The 26,286-nt window shown below is 71.2% G+C and carries 25 protein-coding genes; 22 read left to right on the top strand and 3 right to left on the bottom strand.

Annotated elements, in window-relative coordinates:
• Positions 1-30 precede the first annotated feature (30 nt).
• On the top strand, positions 31-2,493 hold the full coding sequence (locus tag E6R62_RS02675; protein ID WP_136210941.1) for a bifunctional (p)ppGpp synthetase/guanosine-3',5'-bis(diphosphate) 3'-pyrophosphohydrolase: 2,463 nt from the start codon (positions 31-33) through the stop codon (positions 2,491-2,493).
• 97 nt (positions 2,494-2,590) lie between these two features.
• Here E6R62_RS02675 and E6R62_RS02670 read toward each other — a convergent pair whose 3' ends face one another.
• Together E6R62_RS02670 and E6R62_RS02665 are read right to left on the bottom strand one after the other, a co-directional pair.
• Complete coding sequence (locus E6R62_RS02670) at positions 2,591-3,820, bottom strand: DUF349 domain-containing protein (protein WP_136210939.1); 1,230 nt, start codon at positions 3,818-3,820, stop codon at positions 2,591-2,593.
• Positions 3,821-4,015: 195 nt separating this feature from the next.
• Positions 4,016-4,795, bottom strand: a complete 780-nt coding sequence (locus E6R62_RS02665; RefSeq protein ID WP_136210937.1) for a peptidylprolyl isomerase — start codon at positions 4,793-4,795, stop codon at positions 4,016-4,018.
• A 163-nt stretch (positions 4,796-4,958) separates the two neighbouring features.
• Here E6R62_RS02665 and E6R62_RS02660 point away from each other — a divergent pair, with 163 nt between their 5' ends.
• The 19 genes from E6R62_RS02660 to nusB all read left to right on the top strand — a co-directional run bounded on the left by E6R62_RS02660 (position 4,959) and on the right by nusB (position 23,648).
• A complete protein-coding gene (locus tag E6R62_RS02660) occupies positions 4,959-5,669 on the top strand; it encodes an MBL fold metallo-hydrolase (protein ID WP_136210935.1) in 711 nt (236 codons plus the stop codon).
• Between the two features lie 10 nt (positions 5,670-5,679).
• Positions 5,680-6,939, top strand: a complete 1,260-nt coding sequence (hisS, locus tag E6R62_RS02655; protein ID WP_136210933.1) for a histidine--tRNA ligase — start codon at positions 5,680-5,682, stop codon at positions 6,937-6,939.
• 142 nt (positions 6,940-7,081) lie between these two features.
• Positions 7,082-7,693: a vitamin K epoxide reductase family protein gene (locus E6R62_RS02650; protein ID WP_136210931.1), complete on the top strand. Its 612-nt coding sequence runs from the start codon at positions 7,082-7,084 to the stop codon at positions 7,691-7,693.
• 40 nt (positions 7,694-7,733) lie between these two features.
• Positions 7,734-9,089: a replication-associated recombination protein A gene (locus tag E6R62_RS02645; protein ID WP_136210929.1), complete on the top strand. Its 1,356-nt coding sequence runs from the start codon at positions 7,734-7,736 to the stop codon at positions 9,087-9,089.
• Positions 9,090-9,566: 477 nt separating this feature from the next.
• Positions 9,567-10,178: a 30S ribosomal protein S4 gene (rpsD, locus tag E6R62_RS02635; protein WP_030026606.1), complete on the top strand. Its 612-nt coding sequence runs from the start codon at positions 9,567-9,569 to the stop codon at positions 10,176-10,178.
• Positions 10,179-10,358: 180 nt separating this feature from the next.
• Positions 10,359-10,787: a DUF948 domain-containing protein gene (locus tag E6R62_RS02630; protein WP_136210927.1), complete on the top strand. Its 429-nt coding sequence runs from the start codon at positions 10,359-10,361 to the stop codon at positions 10,785-10,787.
• 8 nt (positions 10,788-10,795) lie between these two features.
• Positions 10,796-11,158 carry a DUF6167 family protein gene (locus E6R62_RS02625; protein WP_136210926.1) on the top strand — a complete coding sequence of 121 codons (363 nt, stop codon included), beginning with the start codon at positions 10,796-10,798 and terminating at the stop codon, positions 11,156-11,158.
• Positions 11,158-13,842 (top strand): alanine--tRNA ligase, encoded by a 2,685-nt coding sequence (gene alaS / locus E6R62_RS02620; RefSeq protein ID WP_136210924.1) that lies wholly within the window; start codon positions 11,158-11,160, stop codon positions 13,840-13,842. Before E6R62_RS02625 ends, alaS begins: the two co-directional genes overlap by 1 nt.
• Before the next feature lie 2 nt (positions 13,843-13,844).
• Entirely contained in the window at positions 13,845-14,315 is a 471-nt protein-coding gene (ruvX, locus tag E6R62_RS02615; protein WP_136210922.1) for a Holliday junction resolvase RuvX, read from the top strand.
• Between the two features lie 125 nt (positions 14,316-14,440).
• Positions 14,441-16,156, top strand: coding sequence for an endolytic transglycosylase MltG (gene mltG / locus E6R62_RS02605; RefSeq protein ID WP_136210920.1), 1,716 nt, complete (start codon positions 14,441-14,443; stop codon positions 16,154-16,156).
• 175 nt (positions 16,157-16,331) lie between these two features.
• The gene (locus E6R62_RS02600; RefSeq protein ID WP_136210918.1) at positions 16,332-17,162 is read left to right on the top strand and encodes a shikimate dehydrogenase; all 831 of its coding nucleotides are present in this window, start codon (positions 16,332-16,334) and stop codon (positions 17,160-17,162) included.
• 131 nt (positions 17,163-17,293) lie between these two features.
• Positions 17,294-18,478: a chorismate synthase gene (gene aroC, locus E6R62_RS02595; protein WP_136210916.1), complete on the top strand. Its 1,185-nt coding sequence runs from the start codon at positions 17,294-17,296 to the stop codon at positions 18,476-18,478.
• A complete protein-coding gene (locus E6R62_RS02590; protein ID WP_136210914.1) occupies positions 18,475-18,993 on the top strand; it encodes a shikimate kinase in 519 nt (172 codons plus the stop codon). The genes aroC and E6R62_RS02590 overlap by 4 nt, the downstream gene beginning before the upstream one ends.
• Positions 18,990-20,081 carry a 3-dehydroquinate synthase gene (aroB, locus tag E6R62_RS02585; RefSeq protein WP_136210912.1) on the top strand — a complete coding sequence of 364 codons (1,092 nt, stop codon included), beginning with the start codon at positions 18,990-18,992 and terminating at the stop codon, positions 20,079-20,081. The genes E6R62_RS02590 and aroB overlap by 4 nt, the downstream gene beginning before the upstream one ends.
• Positions 20,078-20,518: a type II 3-dehydroquinate dehydratase gene (gene aroQ, locus E6R62_RS02580; RefSeq protein WP_136210910.1), complete on the top strand. Its 441-nt coding sequence runs from the start codon at positions 20,078-20,080 to the stop codon at positions 20,516-20,518. The genes aroB and aroQ overlap by 4 nt, the downstream gene beginning before the upstream one ends.
• 117 nt (positions 20,519-20,635) lie before the next feature.
• Positions 20,636-21,424: an AAA family ATPase gene (locus tag E6R62_RS02575; RefSeq protein ID WP_136210908.1), complete on the top strand. Its 789-nt coding sequence runs from the start codon at positions 20,636-20,638 to the stop codon at positions 21,422-21,424.
• 60 nt (positions 21,425-21,484) lie between these two features.
• The gene (locus E6R62_RS02570; RefSeq protein ID WP_136210906.1) at positions 21,485-22,591 is read left to right on the top strand and encodes an aminopeptidase P family protein; all 1,107 of its coding nucleotides are present in this window, start codon (positions 21,485-21,487) and stop codon (positions 22,589-22,591) included.
• 59 nt (positions 22,592-22,650) lie between these two features.
• Entirely contained in the window at positions 22,651-23,217 is a 567-nt protein-coding gene (efp, locus tag E6R62_RS02565; protein ID WP_136210904.1) for an elongation factor P, read from the top strand.
• 2 nt (positions 23,218-23,219) lie between these two features.
• Positions 23,220-23,648 (top strand): transcription antitermination factor NusB, encoded by a 429-nt coding sequence (gene nusB / locus E6R62_RS02560; protein ID WP_136210902.1) that lies wholly within the window; start codon positions 23,220-23,222, stop codon positions 23,646-23,648.
• A 199-nt stretch (positions 23,649-23,847) separates the two neighbouring features.
• Here nusB and bldD read toward each other — a convergent pair whose 3' ends face one another.
• Complete coding sequence (bldD, locus tag E6R62_RS02555; RefSeq protein ID WP_007263032.1) at positions 23,848-24,348, bottom strand: transcriptional regulator BldD; 501 nt, start codon at positions 24,346-24,348, stop codon at positions 23,848-23,850.
• Positions 24,349-24,607: 259 nt separating this feature from the next.
• Between bldD and pyrR the strand changes: the two genes are divergently transcribed.
• Positions 24,608-25,186, top strand: coding sequence for a bifunctional pyr operon transcriptional regulator/uracil phosphoribosyltransferase PyrR (gene pyrR, locus E6R62_RS02550; RefSeq protein ID WP_136210900.1), 579 nt, complete (start codon positions 24,608-24,610; stop codon positions 25,184-25,186).
• A gap of 109 nt (positions 25,187-25,295) precedes the next feature.
• Entirely contained in the window at positions 25,296-26,285 is a 990-nt protein-coding gene (locus E6R62_RS02545; protein ID WP_136210898.1) for an aspartate carbamoyltransferase catalytic subunit, read from the top strand.
• Position 26,286 lies beyond the last annotated feature (1 nt).

The raw sequence follows: 26,286 nt of genomic DNA, 5'->3' as shown, positions 1-26,286 counted from the left end.
CCCGTCCGGGGGGACCCCCAAGGAGCGCTCTTGCCAGACGAGGCCCAGCCACTCTCCGCCGCGCAGCCCGACCCGCAGCCCGAGCAGGCCGCGGCGACCGCCGCCACGCCCCCGCCCGCACCGCCGGTCAAGCCCGTGCCGCCGGTGCCGGTCAAGGCCGCGCCCGCGGCCAAGCCCGCTCCGGCGAAGCAGGCCGGGTCCTCCAACCGGGTGCGCGCCCGCCTCGCCCGCCTCGGGGTCCAGCGCTCCAACCCGTACAACCCGGTACTGGAACCGCTGCTGCGCATAGTCCGCAGCAACGACCCGAAGATCGAGACGGCCACCCTGCGCCAGATCGAGCAGGCGTACCAGGTCGCCGAGCGCTGGCACCGCGGGCAGAAGCGCAAGAGCGGCGACCCGTACATCACCCATCCGCTCGCGGTGACGACCATCCTGGCCGAGCTCGGCATGGACCCGGCCACCCTCATGGCGGGCCTGCTCCACGACACGGTCGAGGACACCGAGTACGGCCTGGAGCAACTCAGACGCGACTTCGGCGACGCCGTCGCCCTGCTGGTCGACGGCGTCACCAAGCTGGACCGGGTCAAGTTCGGGGAGGCCGCGCAGGCGGAGACGGTCCGCAAGATGGTCGTGGCCATGGCCAAGGACCCCCGGGTCCTGGTCATCAAGCTCGCCGACCGCCTGCACAACATGCGCACCATGCGCTACCTCAAGCGGGAGAAGCAGGAGAAGAAGGCCCGCGAGACCCTGGAGATCTACGCCCCGCTGGCGCACCGGCTGGGCATGAACACGATCAAGTGGGAGCTCGAAGACCTCTCCTTCGCGATCCTGTACCCGAAGATGTACGACGAGATCGTGCGCCTGGTCGCCGAGCGGGCCCCCAAGCGCGACGAGTACCTCGCGGTCGTCACCGACGAGGTCCAGACCGACCTCCGGGCGGCCCGGATCAAGGCCACCGTCACCGGCCGGCCCAAGCACTACTACAGCGTCTACCAGAAGATGATCGTGCGGGGCCGCGACTTCGCCGAGATCTACGACCTGGTCGGCATCCGGGTCCTGGTCGACACCGTCCGGGACTGCTACGCCGCCCTCGGCACCGTGCACGCGCGCTGGAACCCGGTCCCCGGCCGGTTCAAGGACTACATCGCGATGCCGAAGTTCAACATGTACCAGTCGCTGCACACGACGGTCATCGGGCCCAGCGGCAAGCCGGTCGAGCTCCAGATCCGCACCTTCGACATGCACCGCCGCGCCGAGTACGGCATCGCCGCGCACTGGAAGTACAAGCAGCAGACCGTCGCGGGCACCTCCAAGGTCCGCACCGACGTCCCGCAGGCCGCCAAGGGCAGCGCCGGCCAGGACACCGTCAACGACATGGCCTGGCTGCGCCAGCTGCTGGACTGGCAGAAGGAGACCGAGGACCCGGGGGAGTTCCTCGACTCGCTGCGGTTCGACCTCTCCCGCAACGAGGTCTTCGTCTTCACGCCCAAGGGCGACGTGATCGCGCTGCCCGCCGGTGCCACCTCGGTGGACTTCGCCTACGCCGTCCACACCGAGGTCGGCCACCGCACCATAGGGGCGCGGGTCAACGGGCGGCTGGTCCCGCTCGAATCGACCCTGGACAACGGCGACCTGGTCGAGGTGTTCACCTCCAAGGCCGAGGGCGCCGGGCCGTCCCGCGACTGGCTGGGCTTCGTCAAGTCCCCGCGCGCCCGCAACAAGATCCGCGCCTGGTTCTCCAAGGAGCGCCGCGACGAGGCCATCGAGCACGGCAAGGACGCCATCGCCAGGGCCATGCGCAAGCAGAACCTGCCGATCCAGCGCATCCTGACGGGCGACTCCCTCGTCACCCTCGCGCACGAGATGCGCTACCCCGACATCTCGTCCCTGTACGCGGCGATCGGCGAGGGCCACGTGGCCGCGCAGGGCGTCGTGCAGAAGCTGGTGCAGGCCCTCGGCGGCGAGGACGCGGCCAACGAGGACATCGAGGAGAGCGTCCCGCCCTCGCGGGGCCGCAAGCGCCGCGGCAGCGCCGATCCCGGCGTGGTCGTCAAGGGCGTCGACGACGTCTGGGTCAAGCTGGCCCGCTGCTGCACCCCGGTACCGGGCGATCCGATCATCGGATTCGTCACGCGGGGCAGCGGCGTGTCGGTTCACCGCGCCGACTGCGTCAACGTGGACTCGCTGTCCCAGCAGCCCGAGCGGATGCTGGAGGTCGAGTGGGCGCCCACCCAGTCCTCCGTCTTCCTCGTCGCCATCCAGGTCGAGGCGCTGGACCGGTCCCGGCTGCTGTCGGACGTCACCCGCGTCCTGTCGGACCAGCACGTCAACATCCTGTCGGCGGCCGTGCAGACCTCCCGCGACCGGGTGGCCACCTCCCGGTTCACCTTCGAGATGGGCGATCCGAAGCACCTGGGCCACGTCCTCAAGGCCGTACGGGGCGTCGAGGGCGTCTACGACGTCTACCGCGTCACCTCGGCCCGCAGGCCCTGACGGCAGGGCCGTGAGCGGCGGCCGACGAGGGCGGGACACGACGACGGGCACCACCGGAAACCTCCGGTGGTGCCCGTCGCACACGTCCGCCGGGGCGTCAGCCCCCGAACTCCTCCAGGCCCTTGAGGGCCTGGTCCAGCAGGGCCTGGCGGCCCTCCAGCTCACGGGAGAGCTTGTCGGCCTTCGCGTTGTTGCCCGAGGCGCGGGCCGCGTCGATCTGCTGGCGCAGCTTGTCGACCGCCGCCTGCAGCTGACCCGTCAGACCGGCCGCACGCGCCCGCGCCTCCGGGTTCGTACGACGCCACTCGCCCTCCTCGGCCTCCTGGATGGCCCGCTCCACCGCGTGCATCCGGCCCTCGACCTTGGGGCGCGCGTCACGCGGGACGTGGCCGATGGCCTCCCAGCGCTCGTTGAGGGAGCGGAAGGCGGCCCGGGCCGCCTTCAGGTCCGTCACCGGGACGAGCTTCTCGGCCTCCTCGGCCAGCTCCTCCTTCAGCTTGAGGTTCTCCACCTGCTCGGCGTCGCGCTCCGCGAAGACCTCGCTGCGGGCCGCGAAGAACACGTCCTGCGCACCGCGGAAGCGGTTCCACAGGTCGTCCTCCGCCTCCCGCTGCGCCCTGCCCGCGGCCTTCCAGCTCTCCATCAGCTCGCGGTAGCGGGCGGCCGTCGGGCCCCAGTCCGTGGACTTCGACAGCGACTCGGCCTCCGCGACCAGCTTCTCCTTGGCCTTGCGGGCCTCCTCGCGCTGCGCGTCCAGCGAGGCGAAGTGCGCCTTGCGACGCTTGGAGAACGCGGAGCGGGCGTGCGAGAAGCGGTGCCACAGCTCGTCGTCCGACTTGCGGTCGAGTCGGGGCAGCCCCTTCCAGATGTCCACCAGGGCGCGCAGCCGCTCGCCGGCGCTGCGCCACTGGTCGCTCTGCGCCAGCTCCTCGGCCTCGGTGACCAGCGCGTCCTTGGCCGCCCGGGCCTCGTCCGCCTGCTTCGCCTTCTGGACCTTGCGCTCCTCGCGCCGCGACTCCACCGTCGCGACCAGCTTGTCCAGCCGCACGCGCAGCGCGCCGAGGTCGCCCACGGCGTGGTGCTCGTCCACCTGCGTGCGCAGGTGGTCGATCGCCGTCTGGGCGTCCTTGGCGGACAGATCGGTGGTCCGCACCCGCCGTTCGAGGAGGCCGATCTCGACCACCAGGCCCTCGTACTTGCGCTCGAAGTAGGCCAGGGCCTCCTCAGGGGTGCCCGCCTGCCAAGAGCCGACGACCTGCTCGCCCTCGGCAGTACGCACGTACACGGTGCCGGTCTCGTCGACTCGGCCCCACGGGTCGCTGCTCACAGCGCCTCCTCCACCTGATGCCTCGCGAGGGGTTCGCCCCCGGGCATCGTCCACAGTTTCCTGGGGCGGGCCGCGCCCGCCCTGCACAACGCCAACATAGGCGACCGTCGGGCCGGCTGTCCGCATCCCGCACGACGCAATATCGACGTACGGGCGGAGGCCGGCCGCGTCCGGTCACCGCTTCCCCGGCCCGGGTCAGTCCTTGGTGACGGTGCCCTTCTGGATGGTCACCGGATTCTTGGGGGCGCCGTCCTGCGCACCGTCCGCCGTCCCCGCCTTCGCGATGTCCTCCACGACCTTGAGACCGGCCGCGTCGATCTTGCCGAAGGGGGTGTACGAGGGAGCCAGCGGGCTGTCCTTGTACACGAGGAAGAACTGGCTGCCGCCGGTCCCCGGCTGTCCGGTGTTGGCCATCGCCACCGTGCCCGCCGGGTAGATCACCTGACCCTGGTCGTTCGGCTTGCCGAGGGAGTCGAGGTTCTCGTCCGGGATCGTGTAGCCGGGGCCGCCCATGCCGGTGCCCTGCGGGTCACCGCACTGGAGCACGAAGATGCCGCCGGTGACCAGGCGGTGGCACTTGGTGTTGTCGAAGAAGCCCTTGTCGGCGAGCGACTTGAACGAGTTGACCGTCTGGGGGGTCTTGGACGCGTCCATCTGGAAGTTCACGTCGCCCGCGCTCGTCTTCAGGGCGAAGGTGTACTTCGCCTTGTCGTCGATCGTCATGGCCGGCGGGGACTGCTTCGGGGTCGGGGACGCGGACGGCGAGGGGGTGGCCGACGCCTCGGGCTTCTTGTCCTTGGAGTCGAAGACGCCGCCCGCCACGAGGCCGACCAGCGTCGCGACCACCACGGCCACGGCCGCGCCGATCACCGCCGCACGGCGGCGCGCCTTCTGCCGGGCCTCCGCCCGCCGCTTCTGCTGGCGCTCGTACTTCTCCCTGGCGAGCTGTCGCCGACGCTGATCGCTGCTGACCACCGGTCGTCTCCTTGTGCGTCTCTGGTACCGCTGTCCGGGCTGGGTTAGGCCGTACCGTATATGGGTTCGCTGTGTCATGAGCCGCGCCGGTAGGCTCTGAGCAGCGGCGTCGCGCCCCGAGCGCGCCGCCCGAGCTCCCGCCGGACGACGATTGAGGACGAACGTGCTGATTGCCGGGTTCCCCGCAGGGGCCTGGGGGACCAACTGCTATGTGGTCGCCCCCGCCGCCGGTGAGGAGTGCGTCGTCATCGACCCGGGCCACCAGGCGGCCCAGGGCGTCGAGGACACGCTGAGGAAGCACCGGCTCAAGCCCGTCGCGGTGGTCCTCACCCACGGCCACATCGATCATGTGGCCTCGGTGGTCCCGGTGTGCGGGGCACACGACGTACCGGCCTGGATCCACCCCGAGGACCGCTACATGATGAGCGACCCGGAGAAGGCCCTCGGGCGTTCCATCGGGATGCCGCTCATGGGCGAGCTGACCATCGGCGAACCGGACGACGTCCGCGAGTTGACCGACGGGGCGGACCTGAGGCTGGCCGGGATGGACTTCTCGGTGGCCCACGCGCCCGGACATACCAAGGGGTCGGTGACCTTCAGGATGCCCGAGGCGGCCGACATCCCGTCGGTCTTCTTCTCGGGCGACCTGCTCTTCGCCGGCTCCGTCGGACGTACCGACCTGCCCGGTGGCTCCCACGCCGAGATGCTCCGGTCGCTGGCCCGCGTGTGCCTGCCGCTGGACGACTCCACGGTGGTGCTGTCCGGCCACGGTCCCCAGACCACCATCGGCCGCGAGCGCGCGACCAACCCGTACCTGCGGGACGTCGCCGCCGGCCTGGGGGACGGCGCGGCCGTCCCACGACGAGGAATGTGACGAGAATTTCGTGAGTACTTTTCAGGCTCCCAAGGGCACGTACGACCTGCTGCCGCCCCGTTCCGCCACCTTCCTGGCGGTGCGGGAGGCGATCTCCGCCCCCTTGAGGAACTCCGGGTACGGGTACGTCGAGACCCCGGGCTTCGAGAACGTCGAGCTGTTCTCGCGCGGTGTCGGCGAGTCCACGGACATCGTGAGCAAGGAGATGTACACGCTCACGACCAAGGGCGGCGACGAGCTGGCCCTGCGCCCCGAGGGCACCGCGTCCGTACTGCGCGCGGCGCTCCAGGGCAACCTGCACAAGCTCGGCGGCCTGCCCGTCAAGCTCTGGTACTCCGGTTCGTACTACCGCTACGAGCGGGCGCAGAAGGGCCGCTACCGCCACTTCTCGCAGGTCGGCGCCGAGGCGATCGGCGCCGAGGACCCGGCGCTGGACGCCGAGCTGATCATCCTCGCCGACCAGGCCTACCGCACCCTGGGGCTGCGCGACTTCCGCATCCTGCTGAACTCGCTGGGCGACAAGGAGTGCCGCCCGGTGTACCGGGAGGCGCTCCAGTCCTTCCTGCGCGGGCTGGACCTCGACGCGGACACCGTGCGCCGCGCCGAGATCAACCCGCTGCGCGTCCTGGACGACAAGCGGGACGAGGTACAGAAGCAGCTGGTCGGCGCGCCGATGCTGCGCGACTACCTGTGCGACGCCTGCAAGGCGTACCACGAGGAGGTCCGGGCGCTCGTGACGGCGGCCGGCGTCGCCTTCGAGGACGACGAGAAGCTGGTGCGCGGCCTGGACTACTACACGCGCACCACCTTCGAGTTCGTGCACGACGGTCTCGGCTCCCAGTCGGCGGTCGGCGGCGGCGGCCGCTACGACGGCCTGTCCGAGATGATCGGCGGCCCGGCGCTGCCGTCCGTGGGTTGGGCGCTGGGCGTGGACCGCACCGTGCTCGCGCTGGAGGCGGAGGGCATCGAGCTGGACATCCCGGCGGCCACCTCGGTCTTCGCGGTGGCGCTGGGCGAGGCCAAGCCGACGCTCTTCGGGCTCGTGACCGAGCTGCGCCGGGCCGGAGTCGCGGCTGACATCTCGTACGGCGGCAAGGGACTCAAGGGCGCGATGAAGGACGCGAACCGCTCGGGCGCCCGCTTCGCGATCGTCGCGGGCGACCGGGACCTCGCCGAGGGCGTGGTGCAGCTCAAGGACATGGAGTCCGGCGAGCAGAGCCCGGTCGCCGTGGCCGAGGTGGTCGAGGTGCTGCGGGCGAAACTGGCCTGACGGCCGCCGTCCCGAGGGGGCGGGTCGGGGGAGCGCCCCCCGGCCCGCCCCCTCGTCCTTATCCGCAACGAACGGCCCCCGGGCGGCCCCGTACGGCACAATGGCCGGTGCTTGACGACCTTGTAGATGTGGAGCGGGCGGGATGACGACAACAGGCGCTGACGCGGACACCGCCCGGACCTTCGGCGGAAGCCGGGCCCTGGCGCTGCTCCTGGTGATCACCGGCGCGGCGGCGCTGGTGGCCGCCTGGGTGATCACCATCGACAAGTTCAAGCTGCTGGAGGACCCGAACTTCACGCCGGGCTGCAGCCTGAACCCGATCGTCTCCTGCGGCAACATCATGAAGAGCGACCAGGCCGCCGCCTTCGGTTTCCCCAACCCGATGCTGGGTCTCGTCGCCTACGGCATCGTGATCTGCGTCGGCATGAGCCTGTTGGCCGGTGCGCGCTTCCGCCGTTGGTACTGGCTCACCCTCAACGCGGGCATGCTGTTCGGCGTCGCCTTCTGCACCTGGCTGATGTACCAGTCGCTGTACAACATCAACTCGCTGTGCCTGTGGTGCTGCCTCACCTGGGTCGCCACGATCTTCATGTTCTGGTACGTGACCGCCCACACCGTGCGCACCCGCATGCTGCCGGCCCCCGGCTGGCTGCGCGGCTTCCTCGACGAGTTCCCCTGGGTGCTGCCCGTGCTGCACGTCGGGATCATCGGGATGCTGATCCTGACCCGCTGGTGGGACTTCTGGACCTCCTGACGGCCCCGTGGCTGTCAGTGGCCTCGCATAGGCTTCCCATGTGGAACCAGATCTCTTCACCGCCGCCGCCGAGGACCGCCAGGAGAAGGACCCGTCCAGTTCTCCGCTCGCCGTCCGGATGCGCCCGCGCACCCTGGACGAGGTCGTGGGCCAGCAGCACCTGCTGAAACCGGGCGCCCCGCTGCGGCGACTGGTCGGGGAAGGCGCCGGGGGACCGGCCGGCGCCTCCTCGGTGATCCTGTGGGGGCCTCCGGGCACCGGGAAGACCACCCTCGCGTACGTGGTCAGCCAGGCGACGCAGAAGCGGTTCGTGGAGCTGTCGGCGATCACCGCCGGAGTGAAAGAGGTCCGCGCCGTCATCGAGGGCGCCCGGCGGGCGGCCGGCGGGTACGGCAGGGAAACCGTCCTCTTCCTCGACGAGATCCACCGCTTCAGCAAGGCGCAGCAGGACTCGCTGCTGCCGGCCGTGGAGAACCGCTGGGTGACCCTCATCGCGGCGACGACCGAGAACCCCTACTTCTCGATCATCTCGCCTCTGCTCTCGCGCTCCCTGCTGCTGACGCTGGAGCCGCTCACCGACGACGACCTGCGGGCGCTGCTGCGGCGCGCGCTGACGGAGGAGCGGGGACTGGGCGGGGCGGTGACGCTGCCGGCCGACGCCGAGGCGCACCTGCTGCGCATCGCGGGCGGTGACGCCCGCCGGGCGCTGACGGCCCTGGAGGCCGGGGCCGGTTCCGCGATCGCCAAGGGTGAGCCGGAGATCACCCTGCGGACCGTGGAGGAGGCCGTCGACCGCGCCGCCGTCACGTACGACCGGGACGGCGACCAGCACTACGACGTGGCAAGCGCCCTGATCAAGTCCATCCGGGGCTCGGACGTGGACGCGGCGCTGCACTACCTGGCCCGGATGATCGAGGCGGGGGAGGACCCCCGGTTCATCGCACGGCGCCTGATGATTTCCGCCAGCGAGGACATCGGACTCGCGGACCCGACGGCCCTGCCGCTCGCGGTCGCGGCGGCGCAGGCCGTGGCCATGATCGGCTTCCCGGAGGCGGCGCTGACCCTGTCGCACGTCACCATCGCCCTGGCGCTGGCCCCCAAGTCGAACACCGCGACGACGGCGATCGGCGCGGCCCTGGCGGACGTCCGGACGGGACTGGCCGGCTCGGTCCCGGCGCACCTGCGCGACGGCCACTACAAGGGCGCGGCCAAGCTGGGTCACGCGGTGGGGTACGTGTACCCGCACGACGTACCGGGCGCGATCGCGGCCCAGCAGTACGCGCCGGACGAGGTCCAGGGCAAGAGGTACTACGAGCCGACGCGCTACGGCGCCGAGGCGCGGTACGCGGACGTGGTGGAGAAGGTCCGCGAACGCCTGCGGGGCGAGCGGGGCTGACCGCCCGGGGCGGAGCCCCGCCCGCCGGGGCCTCGGATACGATGGTCCACGGACACCGGCGCCGCATCCGTGATCTCGATCACGGTGGGGTCGGGGTCCTGGGCGTGAGCGGTGGCCTCCGTGGCCGCGGATCCCTTGGGAACAAGGAGGATCACGTCCCCGTCCGGGGTGACGGCCGCAGCGGCCGGCTCCCCTGTCCCGCACCCGCCCCGCCCCTGCGCGTCAGGAGCACCCGGCGACGTGGGGGATACTGAGGCGTTGGACTCTACGAGGGTTCGTACGCGTTCGGCTCCGGTGAGCTGCCGAACGCCTTCCCTGGGACGCGGCTGACCTTGTCTACCGTCGTCGAAAGCGGATTCCGTTGTGGTGGAACCCGAACTTCGATGCGCACTGGACGGGGGGATCCCATGTGGTCGAGGCATTACGTCCTCCTCGTTACGGTAAGCCTCACCAGAACTACATGGAGGTAGGTTCCACGTGAACCAGAAGCGACCCAAGGTCAAGAAGTCGCGTGCCCTCGGCATTGCGCTGACCCCGAAGGCCGTCAAGTACTTCGAGGCCCGCCCCTACCCGCCGGGCGAGCACGGCCGTGGCCGCAAGCAGAACTCGGACTACAAGGTTCGTCTGCTCGAGAAGCAGCGTCTGCGCGCCCAGTACGACATCTCTGAGCGTCAGATGGCTCGCGCCTACGACCGCGCCAAGAAGGCCGAAGGCAAGACGGGCGAGGCGCTGGTCGTCGAGCTCGAGCGTCGCCTCGACGCCCTGGTCCTGCGTTCGGGCATCGCCCGCACCATCTACCAGGCCCGCCAGATGGTCGTTCACGGCCACATCGAGGTCAACGGTGCCAAGGTCGACAAGCCGTCGTTCCGCGTCCGCCCGGACGACGTGATCACGGTGCGCGAGCGCAGCCGCGAGAAGGTTCCGTTCCAGGTTGCCCGTGAGGGTGGCTACGCAGGCGAGGGCGAGACCCCCCGTTACCTGCAGGTCAACCTGAAGGCCCTGGCCTTCCGCCTGGACCGCGACCCGAACCGCAAGGAAATCCCGGTCATCTGCGACGAGCAGCTCGTCGTCGAGTACTACGCCCGCTGATCTTCCGGCGGCCGTAGCCTCACAGGCTGGTCAGCCCGCCGGTTCCCCCTCGGGGGAGCCGGCGGGCTTCCTGCTTTCCCGGCCGGGTGGTTATTCCGGTACGGCCGGGGATCTCCGGCGCGATAGGGTCGGAGAAGACTTTTCATACGCGGTGATCTACGTGCAGAGAGCGGTGCAAACGTGTCCGGTGGAGAGGTGGCCGGTATCCTCGTGGCCGTCTTCTGGGCCATTCTGGTCTCGTTCCTCGCCGTGGCGTTGGTGAGACTGGCCCAGGTGCTCAAGGCGACGACCAAGCTCGTGGCGGACGTGACGGAGCAGGCCGTCCCGCTGCTCGCGGACGCCTCCACCACCGTGCGCTCCGCACGCACCCAGCTCGACCGGGTCGACGCCATCGCGAGCGACGTCCAGGAGGTCACCTCCAACGCCTCCGCCCTCTCCTCGACCGTGGCCTCCACCTTCGGCGGCCCGCTCGTCAAGGTCGCCGCCTTCGGCTACGGCGTGCGCAAGGCCCTGGGCCGGACCGACGCCGAGCCCACCAAGACCCCCCGACGCACTGTGATCGTCGGCCGTACGGTGCCGGCCGCCCGGCGCCGGAAGCAGAAGGGCTGAGACCTCCGATGTTCCGCCGAGCCTTCTGGTTCACCGCCGGCGCCGCCGCCGGCGTGTGGGCCACCACCAAGGTCAACCGACAGCTCAAGAAGCTGACCCCGGAGAGCCTCGCCGCCCAGGCCGCCGACAAGGCCGTCGAGGCGGGCCACCGCCTCAAGGACTTCGCCCTGGACGTCAAGGCGGGAATGACCCAGCGCGAGGAACAGCTGAACGACGCACTCGGTTTGCGTCGGTCCGACGAGGACGCGGCCCGGCTCGACAACGTCACCGCGTTGCCCGGGCCCCGGCGGACACGGGCCCTCGCGCTCGACCCGCACGACCAGACCACCCACCCCACGAAGTTTTCGTACAACCGGAATGAGGACCACTGATGGAGTCGGCTGAAATCCGCCGCCGCTGGCTGAGCTTCTTCGAGGAGCGCGGTCACACCGTTGTCCCTTCGGCGTCGCTCATCGCGGACGACCCGACTCTGCTGCTGGTGCCCGCGGGCATGGTGCCGTTCAAGCCCTACTTCCTGGGCGAGGTCAAGCCGCCGGCCCCCACGCTCACGAGCGTGCAGAAGTGCGTCCGCACCCCGGACATCGAAGAGGTCGGCAAGACCACCCGCCACGGCACGTTCTTCCAGATGTGCGGCAACTTCTCCTTCGGCGACTACTTCAAGGAAGGCGCCATCAAGTACGCCTGGGAGCTGCTGACCAGCTCCGTGGCGGACGGCGGCTACGGCCTTGAGCCCGAGAAGCTCTGGATCACCGTCTACCTCGACGACGACGAGGCCGAGCAGATCTGGCGCGAGAAGATCGGCGTCCCCGCCGAGCGCATCCAGCGCCTGGGCAAGAAGGACAACTTCTGGTCCATGGGCGTCCCGGGCCCCTGCGGTCCCTGCTCCGAGATCAACTACGACCGCGGCCCCGAGTTCGGTGTCGAGGGCGGCCCGGCCGTCAACGACGAGCGGTACGTGGAGATCTGGAACCTGGTCTTCATGCAGTACGAGCGCGGCGCCGGCGACGGGAAGGAAGACTTCCCGATCCTCGGGGACCTGCCCTCGAAGAACATCGACACCGGCCTCGGCCTCGAACGCCTCGCGATGATCCTGCAGGGCGTGCGGAACATGTACGAGACCGACACCCTGCGCGTCGTCATGGACAGGGCCACCGAGCTGACCGGCGTGCGCTACGGCGCCGCCCAGGAGACCGATGTCTCCCTGCGCGTGGTCGCCGACCACATCCGCACCTCCACCATGCTCATCGGCGACGGTGTCACCCCCGGCAACGAGGGTCGCGGCTACGTGCTGCGCCGCATCATGCGCCGTGCCATCCGCAACATGCGCCTCATGGGCGCCACCGGCCCGGTCGTCAAGGACCTCATCGACGTCGTGATCGACACGATGGGGCAGCAGTACCCGGAGCTCGTCACCGACCGGGGGCGCATCGAGACCGTCGCCCTGGCCGAAGAGGCCGCCTTCCTCAAGGCGATCAAGGGCGGCACGAACATCCTCGACTCGGCGGTCAGCGAGACCAAGGCCGCCGGCGGCAGCGTCCTGTCCGGCGACAAGGCGTTCCTGCTCCACGACACCTGGGGCTTCCCGATCGACCTGACCCTGGAGATGGCCGCGGAGCAGGGCCTCTCCGTGGACGAGAGCGGCTTCCGCCGCCTCATGCAGGAGCAGCGCGACCGGGCCAAGGCCGACGCCAAGGCCAAGAAGACCGGCCACGCGGACATGTCCGCCTACCGGGAGATCGCCGACGGCTCGGGCGCCACCGAGTTCACCGGCTACGCCACCACGCAGGGCGAGTCCACCATCGTCGGCCTGCTGGTCAACGGCGTCTCGGCGCCCGCCGCCTCCGAGGGCGACGAGGTCGAGGTCGTCCTGGACCGCACCCCCTTCTATGCCGAGGGCGGCGGCCAGCTCGCCGACCAGGGCCGGATCAAGCTCGACTCCGGCGCCGTCATCGAGGTCCGCGACGTCCAGCAGCCCGTCCCCGGTGTCTCCGTGCACAAGGGTTCGGTGCAGGTCGGCGAGGTGACGGTGGGCGCCTCCGCCTACGCGGCGATCGACGTCCGGCGCCGCCGGGCCATCGCCCGCGCCCACTCCGCCACGCACCTGACCCACCAGGCCCTGCGCGACGCCCTCGGCCCGACGGCCGCCCAGGCCGGTTCCGAGAACAGCCCCGGCCGCTTCCGCTTCGACTTCGGCTCGCCGAACGCCGTCCCCGGCACGGTCCTCACCGACGTCGAGCAGAAGATCAACGACGTGCTCTCCCGCGAGCTCGACGTCACGGCCGAGATCATGAGCATCGACGAGGCGAAGAAGCAGGGCGCCATCGCCGAGTTCGGCGAGAAGTACGGCGAGCGCGTGCGCGTGGTGACCATCGGCGACTTCTCCAAGGAGCTGTGCGGCGGTACGCACGTCGGCAACACCAGCCAGCTCGGCCTGGTCAAGCTGCTCGGCGAATCCTCCATCGGCTCCGGCGTGCGCCGCGTCGAGGCCCTGGTGGGCGTGGACGCGTACAACTTCCTCGCCAAGGAGCACACGGTCGTCGCCCAGCTCCAGGAGCTGGTCAAGGGTCGTCCGGAGGAACTGCCGGAGAAGATCGCCTCCATGCTCGGCAAGCTGAAGGACGCCGAGAAGGAGATCGAGAAGTTCCGCGCGGAGAAGGTCCTCCAGGCCGCCGCGGGTCTCGCCGAGAACGCCCAGGACATCCGCGGCGTGGCCCTCGTCGTCGGCCAGGTGCCGGACGGCACCGGCGCCGACGACCTGCGCAGGCTGGTCCTCGACGTGCGCGGGCGGCTCGGTCAGATGTCGGGGCAGGCCGGCCGGCCGGCCGTCGTGGCCCTGTTCACCGTGGCGAACGACCGGCCGCTGACCGTCATCGCCACCAACGAGGCCGCCCGCGAGCGCGGTCTCAAGGCCGGTGACCTGGTCCGCGCCGCCGCCAAGACCCTCGGTGGCGGCGGTGGCGGCAAGCCCGACGTGGCCCAGGGCGGCGGCCAGAACCCGGCCGCCGTGCCGGAGGCCATCGCCGCGGTCGAGCGCCTCGTCACCGAGACGGCCTGACGATGACACTGCGCCGCGGCCGCCGACTGGCCATCGACGTCGGGGACGCCCGGATCGGGGTCGCTTCCTGCGACCCCGACGGGGTGTTGGCCACACCGGTGGAAACAGTGCCCGGTCGGGACATCCCGTTCGCACACCGGCGGCTGCGGCAGCTCGTGCAGGAGTACGAGCCGCTCGAAGTGGTGGTCGGCCTCCCCCGCTCGCTCAGCGGGCGGGAGGGGCCGGCCGCGGCCAAGGTGCGCGTCTTCGCCACCGAACTCGCCAAGGGCATCAAGCCGGTGACGGTCCGTCTGGTGGACGAGCGGATGACCACGGTCACCGCCGCCCAGGGGCTGCGGGCCTCCGGGAAGAACGCCAAGAAGGGGCGGGCGGTCATCGATCAGGCGGCCGCCGTGGTGATCCTTCAGAACGCTCTTGAGACCGAACGGGTATCAGGTAATCCGCCCGGTGAGTGCGTCGAAGTGGTTGTCTGATCGCGATACGGTAACGTTCCGCGCGATGTGGCGGCATTCGAACAGCCGTCGCCCACCACTTCAGAGGCGGAACCGGGTGCCGTGGCGTCGAGCCGCTGCCTCCGTCTCGCGGCTCTAGGGGATCGATGACTGAGTATGGCCGGGGCCGCGCCCCCGAACCGTGGCACCCCGAGGACCCCTTGTACGGGGACCAGGGGTGGAACGGGCATCCGGCCCAGCAGGGTCCGATGCCTTACGCCGGTGGTCCGCAGGAGCAGTACGCGCAGGCGCCGCAGCACCAGGACCCCCAGTTCCAGGACCCGCAGCAGTACGAGCAGCAACACCAGCAGCAACAGCAGCACCCGGACCAGTTCCAGCAGCAGTACCGGCAGGTCCCGCAGGAGGGCTACCTCCCGCACCAGCAGTACCAGCAGAACGACCAGCCGCAGCCGGCGTACGGGGCCCAGCCGTGGGACACCGGCCAAGCCCAGTACGCCGGGGCGCCCGCTCCCGTGGACCCGTACGCGGGTGCGGAGCCGTACGCCCAGCAGACCGGCGGCGGCTTCCCCGGCGAGGCCCCCGACCTGTACGGCACCCCGGAGGCGTTCCCGCCGCCGGTTCCCCCGAGCCGGCGCCACCTGGAGCCGGAGCCGGGGAGCCAGGACGCCGATGTCCTCGCGGAGGACCCCGAGGAGGATTCCGAGCTCCCCGCGGGCGACGACGACGGCCGTCCCGGCGGCGGTGGCCGCCGCGCGGGCCGTTCGAAGAAGGCGAAACCCAGACGCAGGGGCGTGTCCTGCCTGGTCGCGGCCGTGGTTGTCACGGCGGTCCTCGGCGGTGGCGGCTACTACGGCTACACCTTCATCAAGGAGCGGTACGGCCCGGGCGAGGACTACGCGGGCTCGGGCCTCGAAGAGACGGTCGACGTCGAGATCCCCAAGGGCGCCACCCTCGGCCAGATGGGCAGCATCCTGGAGAAGGCCGGGGTGGTCGCGAGCGCCAAGGCGTTCGTGAGCGCCGCGAACACCCCCAAGGGCAAGGGCATCCAGCCGGGTACCTACCCGCTGAAGAAGAAGATGTCCGCCGCCGCCGCCGTCGCGCTGATGACGGACCCCTCGAAGCTGAACGTCCTGACGATCGCCGAGGGCTCCCGCAACGTCCAGATCTACGACGCCATCGACAAGAAGCTCGGCCTCCAGGAAGGCACGACGAAGAGCGTCGCCGGCAAGGAGTTCAAGAACCTCGGACTGCCGGACTGGGCGAACACCAACAAGGACATCAAGGACCCGCTGGAAGGATTCCTCTACCCGGCGCGGTACGACCTCACCAAGGACATGAAGCCGGACGCGCTGCTCAAGCAGATGGTGGCGCGGGCGAACGAGGAGTACACGAAGTCCGACGTCAAGGGCCAGGCCGCCAAGCTGGGTCTCAAGAGCCCGCTGGAACTGGTCACCGTCGCGAGCCTCGTCCAGGCCGAGGGCAAGTACCCGCACGACTTCGTCAAGATCTCCCGGGTCGTCTACAACCGCCTCAAGCCCGGCAACACCGAGACGTACGGCCTGCTCGACTTCGACTCCACGGTCAACTACATGAAGGGCCAGAGCACCCTGGACATCGGGTCCGTCAACGACCTGCGCAAGATCGACGACCCGTACAACACCTACCGGATCAAGGGCCTGCCCGCCGGTCCGATCGGCAACCCGGGCGCGGAGTCGCTCAGGGCCGCGATCAACCCCGAGCCCGGTCCCTGGTACTACTTCGTCTCCGTCAACGAGAACAAGACCCTGTACGCGGTGACCAACGAGGAGCAGAACCGCAACCGCGCCGAGTACGAGAAGGAGCGTCAGAAGACGGGGCAGTAGGCCCGGCTCCTCGACGTCTCCCGCGCACCGCCCCTCGCCGCCCCCGGACCCCGCGTCGGGGGCGGCGAGGGCCGTCGCCCTCGCGGTGCGAGGGCTGGGGTACTGTTTTGCGCGCCCGGGGCAGGCCCGGCCGGCCGCGCGGGCACGCGGGGCCCACGCGAGAGGGGCGACGCAATTGCAGCCGACAGTGCGGCGGGCCGCGGTGCTGGGTTCGCCCATCGAGCACTCCCTCTCACCGGTGCTCCACCGCGCCGCGTACCGGGAGCTCGGCCTCGCCGACTGGTCCTACGACCGGTTCGAGATCGACGAGGCGGCGCTGCCCGGGTTCCTGGCCGGCCTGGGGCCCGAATGGGCGGGGCTGTCCCTGACCATGCCGCTGAAGCGGGCCGTCATGCCGTTGCTCGACGCCGTCAGTGACACCGCGGCCTCCGTCGAGGCCGTCAACACCGTCGTCCTCACCCAGGACGGCCGCCGCCTCGGCGACAACACCGACATCCCCGGCATCGTGGCCGCGCTGCACGAGCGCGGCGTCGACAAGGTCCCGGCCGCCGCGATCCTCGGCGCCGGCGCCACCGCCTCCTCGGCTCTGGCCGCGCTCGCCCGGATCTGCGCCGGCGAGGTCACCGCGTACGTCCGCTCGCCCGCCAGGGCCGACGAGATGCGGCAGTGGGGCGAGCGGCTCGGCGTCGACGTCCGTACGGCCGACTGGTCGCGCGCGGCCGAGGCGCTGGGCGCGCCGCTGGTCATCGCGACCACCCCGGCCGGAGCCACGGACGAACTGGCCCCCGCCGTGCCCACCGCCCCCGGCACCCTGTTCGACGTCCTCTACGACCCCTGGCCCACGGCGCTGGCCGCCGCCTGGTCCGGCCGGGGCGGCGCACTGGTCGGCGGTCTCGACCTGCTCGTCCACCAGGCGGTGCTCCAGGTCGAGCAGATGACCGGCCGCGCCCCCGGCCCCCTCGCCGTCATGCGGGCCGCCGGCGAGGGCGCACTGGCCGCGCGCTAGGCCCTGCCGTCCGATAGCTGGACCGGAGCGCGGTGTACGGGCGCGGACGTGGGAGGATCGGGTACGGCGGGTCCGGGCCGCGCACCCAGATCGCGCCGTGGCTGTACCAGGCGCGAGCATGAGGAGCATCGTTGAGCAGGTTGCGTTGGCTGACCGCGGGAGAGTCGCACGGACCGGCCCTGGTGGCGACGCTGGAGGGCCTTCCCGCCGGCGTCCCGGTCACCACCGAGCTGGTGGCCGACCACCTGGCCAGGCGCCGGCTCGGCTATGGCCGCGGTGCCCGGATGAAGTTCGAGCAGGACGAGATCACCTTCCTCGGCGGCGTCCGCCACGGGCTCTCCCTCGGGTCCCCGATCGCCGTCATGGTGGGCAACACCGAGTGGCCCAAGTGGGAGACGGTCATGTCGGCCGACCCGGTGGACCCCTCGCTGCTCAAGGACACCGGCCGTAACGCGCCGCTGACCCGCCCGCGCCCCGGCCACGCCGACCTCGCCGGCATGCAGAAGTACGGCTTCGACGAGGCCCGCCCGATCCTGGAGCGCGCCAGCGCCCGTGAGACGGCCGCCCGCGTGGCCCTCGGCGCGATCGCCCGGTCCTTCATCAAGGAGACCGCCGGTATCGAGATCGTCTCCCACGTGGTCGAACTCGCCGCCGCCAAGGCCCCGTACGGCGTCTACCCGACCCCCGCCGACGTCGAGAAGCTCGACGCCGACCCGGTGCGGTGCCTCGACGCCGACGCCTCCAAGGCGATGGTCGCCGAGATCGACCAGGCCCACAAGGACGGTGACACCCTCGGCGGCGTCGTGGAGGTGCTGGCGTACGGGGTCCCCGTCGGCCTCGGCTCCCACGTGCACTGGGACCGCCGTCTCGACGCGCGCCTCGCGGCCGCGCTCATGGGCATCCAGGCCATCAAGGGCGTCGAGGTCGGCGACGGCTTCGACCTGGCCCGCGTGCCCGGCTCCCAGGCCCACGACGAGATCGTCGCCACCCCCGAGGGCCTGAGGCGCACCACCGGCCGCTCCGGCGGCACCGAGGGCGGCCTGACCACCGGCGAGCTGCTGCGGGTGCGCGCCGCGATGAAGCCCATCGCGACCGTGCCGCGCGCGCTCGCCACCGTCGACGTCGCCACCGGCGAGGCCACCGTCGCCCACCACCAGCGCTCGGACGTCTGTGCCGTCCCGGCCGCCGGCATCGTCGCGGAGGCCATGGTCGCGCTGGTCCTCGCCGACGCCGTCGTGGAGAAGTTCGGCGGCGACTCCGTCCCCGAGACCCGTCGCAACGTCCGCGCGTACCTCGACAACCTGCAGATCCGGTGACCGGCGGACCCCTGATCGTCCTCGTCGGGCCCATGGGCTCCGGCAAGTCCACGGTGGGCGGACTCCTCGCCGAGCGGCTCGGCGTCCCCTACCGGGACACGGACGCCGACATCGTCGCGGCCCAGGGCCGGGAGATCGCCGACATCTTCGTCGACGAGGGCGAGCCGTACTTCCGTGAGCTGGAGCGGCAGGCGGTCGCGGCCGCCGTCGCCGGGCACACCGGTGTGCTCGCCCTCGGCGGCGGGGCGATCCTCGACGCCGGCACCCGCGAGCTGCTCGCCGGGCTGCCCGTCGCCTACCTGTCGATGGACGTCGAGGAAGCGGTACGGCGCGTCGGCCTCGGCGCCGCGCGCCCGCTGCTCGCCGTCAACCCGCGCCGCCAGTGGCGCGAGCTGATGGACGCCCGCCGCCACCTGTACACCGAAGTCGCGCGCGTCGTGGTGACCACCGACGACCGCACCCCCGAAGAGGTCGCCCAAGCGGTCCTCGACGCTCTGGAGTTGAAGGACGTATGACAGACCAGGTGACGCGGATCAACGTCGGCGCGAGCGCCGGGCACGACGCGTACGACGTGCTGGTCGGCCGGCAGCTGCTCGGCGAGCTCGGCACGCTGATCGGTACGAAGGCCCGGCGCGTGGCCGTGATCCACCCCGAGGCGCTGGCCTCGACGGGCGAGGCGCTGCGCGACGACCTGGCGGCGCAGGGCTACGAGGCCGTCGCCATCCAGGTGCCGAACGCCGAGGAGGCCAAGACCGTCGAGGTCGCGGCGTACTGCTGGAAGGCGCTCGGGCAGTCCGGGTTCACCCGCACCGACGTCATCGTGGGCGTCGGCGGCGGGGCCACCACCGACCTCGCGGGATTCGTCGCGGCGAGCTGGCTGCGCGGTGTGCGCTGGATCGCGGTCCCGACCACCGTGCTGGCCATGGTGGACGCGGCCGTCGGCGGCAAGACCGGCATCAACACCGCCGAGGGCAAGAACCTCGTCGGCGCCTTCCACCCGCCCGCCGGGGTGCTCTGCGACCTCGCGGCCCTGGACTCGCTGCCGGTCCACGACTACGTCAGCGGCCTCGCCGAGATCATCAAGGCCGGGTTCATCTCGGACCCGGTGATCCTCGACCTGATCGAGGCGGACCCCGAGGCCGCCCGCACGCCCGCCGGCCCGCACACCGCCGAGCTCGTCGTGCGCTCGATCCGGGTCAAGGCGGACGTGGTCTCCGACGACCTCAAGGAAGCCGGACTGCGGGAGATCCTCAACTACGGCCACACGCTCGCGCACGCCATCGAGAAGAACGAGCGCTACAAGTGGCGCCACGGCGCGGCCGTCTCCGTCGGCATGGTCTTCGCCGCCGAACTCGGCCGGCTCGCGGGCCGACTGGACGACGCGACCGCCGACCGGCACAAGGCGGTGCTCGCCTCCGTCGGGCTGCCGCTGACCTACCGGGGCGACCAGTGGCCCAAGCTGCTGGAGACCATGAAGCTCGACAAGAAGTCCCGGGGCGACCTGCTGCGCTTCATCGTGCTCGACGGGCTGGCCAAGCCGACGGTCCTGGAGGGGCCGGACCCGGCGGTGCTGTTCGCCGCCTTCGGCGAGGTCGCCGCGTGAGCCGGCGCGTCCTGGTCCTGAACGGCCCGAACCTGGGCCGGCTCGGCTCGCGGGAGCCCGACGTGTACGGGGCCACCTCGTACGCCGGGCTGGTGGAGAGCTGCCGCGCGCTGGGCGGGGAACTCGGTTTCGACGTCGAGGTCCGCGAGACCAACGACGAGGGCGAGCTGGTGCGCTGGTTGCACGAGGCGGCGGACGGCAAGATCCCGGTCGTGATCAACCCGGGGGCGTTCACGCACTACTCGTACGCGATGCGGGACGCGGCAGCGCAGCGCACCGCCCCGCTGATCGAGGTGCACATCTCCAACCCGTACGCCCGTGAGCAGTTCCGTCACACGTCGGTCATCGCCTCGGTGGCCACGGGTACGGTGGCGGGCTTCGGCATCGGCTCGTACCGGCTGGCGCTGCGGGCACTGGCGGAGGAAGTCGACGCCTGAGCCGTCGGTCCCGGCCGTCCCCGGCGCGCGTCACGGCCTCGGGGGTGGCCGGGACGCGGCCCGCGGTCAGATAACGTTCTCGCATCAGTCGCCGGAAACGAGACGGAGTGGCAGCGGATGCAGCAAGGAGTGGGGGCCGGCGGCTGGGGGCAGCCCGGACAGCATCAGCAGACGCCCCCGCAGCCCCCGATACCCCCCGCGCCGGGCTGGCCGGGAGCCGGACAGCCGACTCCGCCCCCGGGGCCGCCGGCGGCCGAGAGCGGATACGTTCCCCTGCCGCCCGCGCAGGCGCCGTCGCCGGAGGCCACCGGGCACATCCCGCTGCCGCCCGCCGTCGCCCCCGGTACCGGCGCGGCCACCCTCGCGGTGCTGCTGATCGGCCCGGCGGGCGCGGGCAAGACCACCGTGGCCCGCCATTGGGCCGCCACCCGGCCGGTGCCGACCGCGCACGTCAGTCTGGACGATGTCCGCGAGTGGGTGTGCTCGGGCTTCGCGGACCCCCAGGCGGGCTGGAACGACCACTCCGAGGCCCAATACCGCCTCGCCCGCCGCACCTGCGGCTTCGCCGCCCGCAACTTCCTGGCGAACGGCATCTCCTGCATCCTGGACGACGCCGTGTTCCCGGACCGGCCCGTGGTGGGGCTGGGCGGCTGGAAGCGGCACGTCGGTCCCGCGCTGCTGCCGGTGGTCCTCCTGCCCGGACTGGAGGTCGTACTGGAGCGCAACGCGGCCCGCTCCGGCAATCGCCGGCTCTCCGACGAGGAGGTCGCCCGCATCCACGGGCGGATGGCCGGCTGGTACGGATCGGGCCTGCCGATCATCGACAACTCCCAGCTCGACGTCGAGGGCACGGCCCGCGCGCTCGACGAGACCCTGGCCCGCGTCATCGGCTCGCCCGCCTACTGACGGCCCCGTACGGCGGCGCTCGTCAGGCCGGATCGGCGGTGCGCTCGTACGCTCGAATACATGTCAGACGTGTACGCGGCCCGTCGGGCCCTGCTTCGCGACCGCTGCGCCGCCGCGGGCAACGCCGCCGCGCTGATCACGCGTCCGGCCAACGTCCGCTACCTCACCGGGGCCTCCCCGCCGGGAGCCGTCCTGCTGGTCGGTCCGGCCGAGGACGCGCTGTTCTGCGGCGGCGCGCCGACCGGAGAGAACGACGAGGGACGCCTCGACGAGCGGCTTCGGGTCACGGTGCTGGGCTCCCCCGGCGGGGACCCGGCCGTGGCCGCCGCCGATCTGGCCGCCTCCGCCCGGGCGGACTCCCTCGCGGTCGAGGAGCACCACCTCACCGTCGTCCGGCACCGGGCCCTGCACTCCGTCGCGCCGAAGCTGCGCCTGGCGGACCTCGGGCTCGCCGTGGAACAACTGCGGCTCGTCAAGGACGAGGAGGAGATCGCCTGTCTGCGGATCGCCGCCGAGATCGCCGACCAGGCCCTCGGCGAGCTCCTGGAGTCGATCCTCGTCGGCCGCACCGAGCGCCACCTCGCGCTGGAGCTGGAACGCAGACTCGTCGACCACGGGGCGGACGGCCCTGCCTTCCCCACCTCCGTCGGCACCGGCCCCCACTCAGGCCGCTCCCGGCACCGGCCCTCCGACCGCCGGGTCGAGGAGGGCGACTTCCTCTCCGTGTGCCTCGGCGCGAACTACCGGGGCTACCGCTGCGAGATCGGTCGTACGTTCGTGATCGGCACCACCCCGGCCGCATGGCAGATCGAGCTGTACGACCTCGTCTTCGCCGCCCAGCGGGCGGGCCGGGAGGCCCTCGTCCCGGGCGCCGCCCACCGCGACGTCGACCACGCGGCGCGCTCGGTACTCGACTCCGCGGGCTACGGCGAGGCGCTGGCCGCGTCCACCGGACACGGCGTGGGCCTCGAAATCGACGAGGACCCGCAGCTTGCACCTACGGCCATGGGTAAACTGGACGCTTGCGTGCCGGTCACCGTCGAACCGGGGGTTCACCTCCCGGGCCGGGGAGGTGTCCGGATCGATGACACGCTCGTCGTGCGCCCCGAGGCGGACGGCGGTCCAGAGCTACTCACCATTACGACCAAGGAACTGCTCGCGCTGTAGCCCGCTCGGCCGGGCTGTGCGCGCACCCGTGGTCTTCCAGTGCAGGAGATTCCGCAACCGTGGCTTCCACGAACGACCTCAAGAACGGCATGGTGCTGAAGCTCGACGGGGGCCAGCTCTGGTCCGTCGTCGAGTTCCAGCACGTCAAGCCCGGCAAGGGCCCGGCCTTCGTGCGCACCAAGCTCAAGCACGTGCTTTCCGGCAAGGTCGTCGACAAGACGTTCAACGCCGGCACCAAGGTCGAGACGGCCACCATCGACCGCCGTGACATGCAGTTCTCGTACATGGACGGCGACTACTTCGTCTTCATGGACATGGAGACCTACGACCAGCTGATGGTCGACCGCAAGGTCGTCGGCGACGCCGCCAACTTCCTCATCGAGGGCTTCACCGCCTCCGTGGCCCGCCACGAGGGCGAGGTGCTCTACGTCGAGCTCCCGGCCGCCGTCGAGCTGGTCATCCAGCACACCGACCCGGGCGTCCAGGGCGACCGCTCGACCGGTGGCACCAAGCCGGCGACGCTGGAGACGGGCCACGAGATCCAGGTCCCGCTCTTCGTCACCACCGGCGAGAAGATCAAGGTCGACACCCGCACCAGCGACTACCTCGGCCGGGTGAACAGCTAACCGTGGCTGCCCGGAGCAACGCGCGAAAGCGCGCTTTCCAGATCCTCTTCGAGGCCGACCAGCGCGGTGTGCCCGTGCGCGAGGTCCTCGCGGACTGGATCCGCCACGCGCGGTCGGACGACCGGCAGCCGCCGGTCAACGCCTACACGATGGATCTTGTCGAGGGGTACGCCGACAAGGTGAACCGCATCGACGACCTGATCGTCACCTACGCCGTGGACTGGGACCTCGACCGCATGCCGGTCGTCGACCGGAACATCGTCCGTCTCGGCGCGTACGAGCTGATCTGGGTGGACGAGACCCCGGACGCCGTGGCGATCGACGAGGCCGTCCAGCTGGCCAAGGAGTTCTCCACGGACGAGTCGCCCTCGTTCGTGAACGGGCTGCTCGGCAGGTTCAAGGACCTCAAGCCGAGCCTGCGCCGCGAGTAGTCGCGACGGATCGGCGAGAACGGAGGGCCCGCGGCGCGTCACGCGTCGCGGGCCCTCCGTCGTGTGGGCGGCCCGATCCGCCCAGCGCGGCGCACGTGCCCCATACGAACGGCGGGTGCCGGACCCCTGGGGGTCCGGCACCCGCCGGTAACGTTTCTGCTGGGCCTGGGCCCGGGAGGACGTGTGTTTCCTGGTGGGACTAGATGTCCTCGTGGGCCACGGCGCGCCGGGCGTCCGCGTCCAGCACGCCCCAGCTGATGAGCTGCTCGGTCAGGACCGAGGGGGACTGGTCGTAGATGACGGCGAGGGTGCGCAGGTCGTCCTGGCGGATCGAGAGCACCTTGCCGTTGTAGTCGCCGCGCTGGCTCTGGATCGTCGCGGCGTAACGCTGCAGCGGGCCGGCCTTCTCGGCGGGCACGCCCGCGAGCCGCTCCAGGTCCAGCCGCAGCTTCGGCGGCGGCTCGGCCGCTCCGCCGGGGGTGGTGCCCGGCAGGAGTTCCTGCACCGGCACCCCGTAGAAGTCCGCCAGTTCGGCGAGGCGCTGGACGGTCACGGCGCGGTCCCCGCGCTCGTACGAACCGACCACCACGGCCTTCCACCGGCCCTGGGACTTCTCCTCGACACCATGGAGGGAAAGGCCCTGCTGGGTGCGGATGGCGCGGAGCTTGGCCCCGAGCTGTTTGGCGTATTCGCTGGACATAACGCTCCCGGACGCTGTGACGCTGTGACGACATGGACGGCATGACCACGAGCGGCTCCGCCGCGCGGCTGGTAACTCACTGTGAGGTTACGCAGCGTTACTTGGATGCGTCAAGCCGAATGCTCTTGAACCCCCACTTACGAGGGGTCCCGACCCGCGCCCGGTGGACGGACCCGGAGCATCTCCCTGCTACGGTGGATGGCGAACATCAGACGTCCTTTAAGGTCCGTCCCGTGAGGCGGAGAAGGAGGTCCTTTTCATGGACACCCAGCAGAGCTCCGATGTCATGCGTCCCGTGCTGGACGCCCAGGACATCGCGCGGGTACTGACCCGCATCGCCCACGAGATCGTCGAACGCGCCAAGGGCGCCGACGACGTGGTGCTCCTCGGCATCCCCACCCGCGGCGTCTTCCTCGCCCGCCGGCTGGCCGCCAAGCTGGAGGAGATCACCGGTACCAAGATCCCGGTCGGTTCCCTCGACATCACCATGTACCGCGACGACCTGCGGCTCAAGCCGGCCCGCGCGATCGGCCGCACCGAGATCCCCGGCGACGACATCGAGGGCCGCCTGGTCATCCTCGTCGACGACGTGCTCTTCTCCGGCCGCACCATCCGCGCCGCCCTGGACGCCCTCGGCGATCTCGGCCGCCCCCGCGCCGTCCAGCTCGCGGTCCTCGTCGACCGCGGCCACCGCGAACTGCCGATCCGCGCCGACTACGTCGGCAAGAACCTCCCCACGTCGTTGCGGGAGACCGTCAAGGTCCAGCTCCAGGAGGAGGACGGCCGCGACGCCGTACTGCTCGGCCAGCGGACCGACCGGGCGGCCGGGCAGCAGTAGCCCGAACCGGTCCGGGTCCCGCCACGGGTGCCCGAGCCGCAGCCTGCCCTGCCCGCGCCACCCGCCAGACAGCCCGCCTGCCTGCCCTCCCGACCTACGGAGCACCCAGATGAAGCGCCACCTCATCTCGGCCGCCGACCTCACCCGCGACGACGCCGTCCTCATCCTCGACACCGCCGAGGAGATGGCCCGCGTCGCGGACCGGCCGATCAAGAAGCTTCCCACCCTGCGCGGCCTCACGGTCGTGAACCTCTTCTTCGAGGACTCGACCCGCACCCGGATCTCCTTCGAGGCGGCCGCCAAGCGGCTGTCCGCGGACGTCATCAACTTCTCCGCCAAGGGCTCCTCGGTTTCCAAGGGCGAATCGCTGAAGGACACCGCGCTGACCCTGGAGGCGATGGGCGCGGACGCCGTCGTCATCCGTCACCACGCCTCCGGCGCCCCCTACCGCCTGGCCACCTCCGGCTGGATCGACTCGGCCGTGATCAACGCCGGCGACGGCACCCACGAGCACCCCACCCAGGCCCTGCTCGACGCCTTCACCATGCGCCGCCGCCTCGTGGGGCGCGACGCGGGCCTCGGCAAGGACCTGAACGGCCGCCGGATCACGATCGTCGGCGACGTCCTGCACAGCCGGGTCGCCCGCTCCAACGTCCGGCTCCTGCACACGCTGGGCGCACAGGTCACCGTCGTGGCCCCGCCGACGCTGGTCCCGATCGGCGTCGAGAGCTGGCCGTGCGAGGTGTCCTACGACCTGGACGAGGTGCTGCCGAAGTCCGACGCGGTGATGATGCTTCGTGTGCAGCGCGAACGCATGAACGCCGCCTTCTTCCCGACCGAGCGCGAGTACTCCCGCCGGTACGGGCTCGACGGCGACCGCATGGCCAAGATGCCCGGGCACGCCATCGTGATGCACCCCGGCCCGATGAACCGCGGCATGGAGATCACCGCCGAGGTCGCCGACTCCGACCGCTGCACGGCCGTCGAGCAGGTCGCCAACGGCGTGTCCACCCGGATGGCCGTCCTGTACCTGCTGCTCGGCGGCTTCGAGCCCGCCGTCACCACCACCGGAACGCCCCGTATCGAGGAGAGCAAGTAAC

It is taken from the genome of Streptomyces sp. A1136, from assembly GCF_004795055.1.
In the GTDB taxonomy this organism is placed as follows: domain Bacteria; phylum Actinomycetota; class Actinomycetes; order Streptomycetales; family Streptomycetaceae; genus Streptomyces.
Note: the sequence above shows the minus strand (reverse complement) of the source record. Positions and strands in the feature narration are given on the sequence as shown.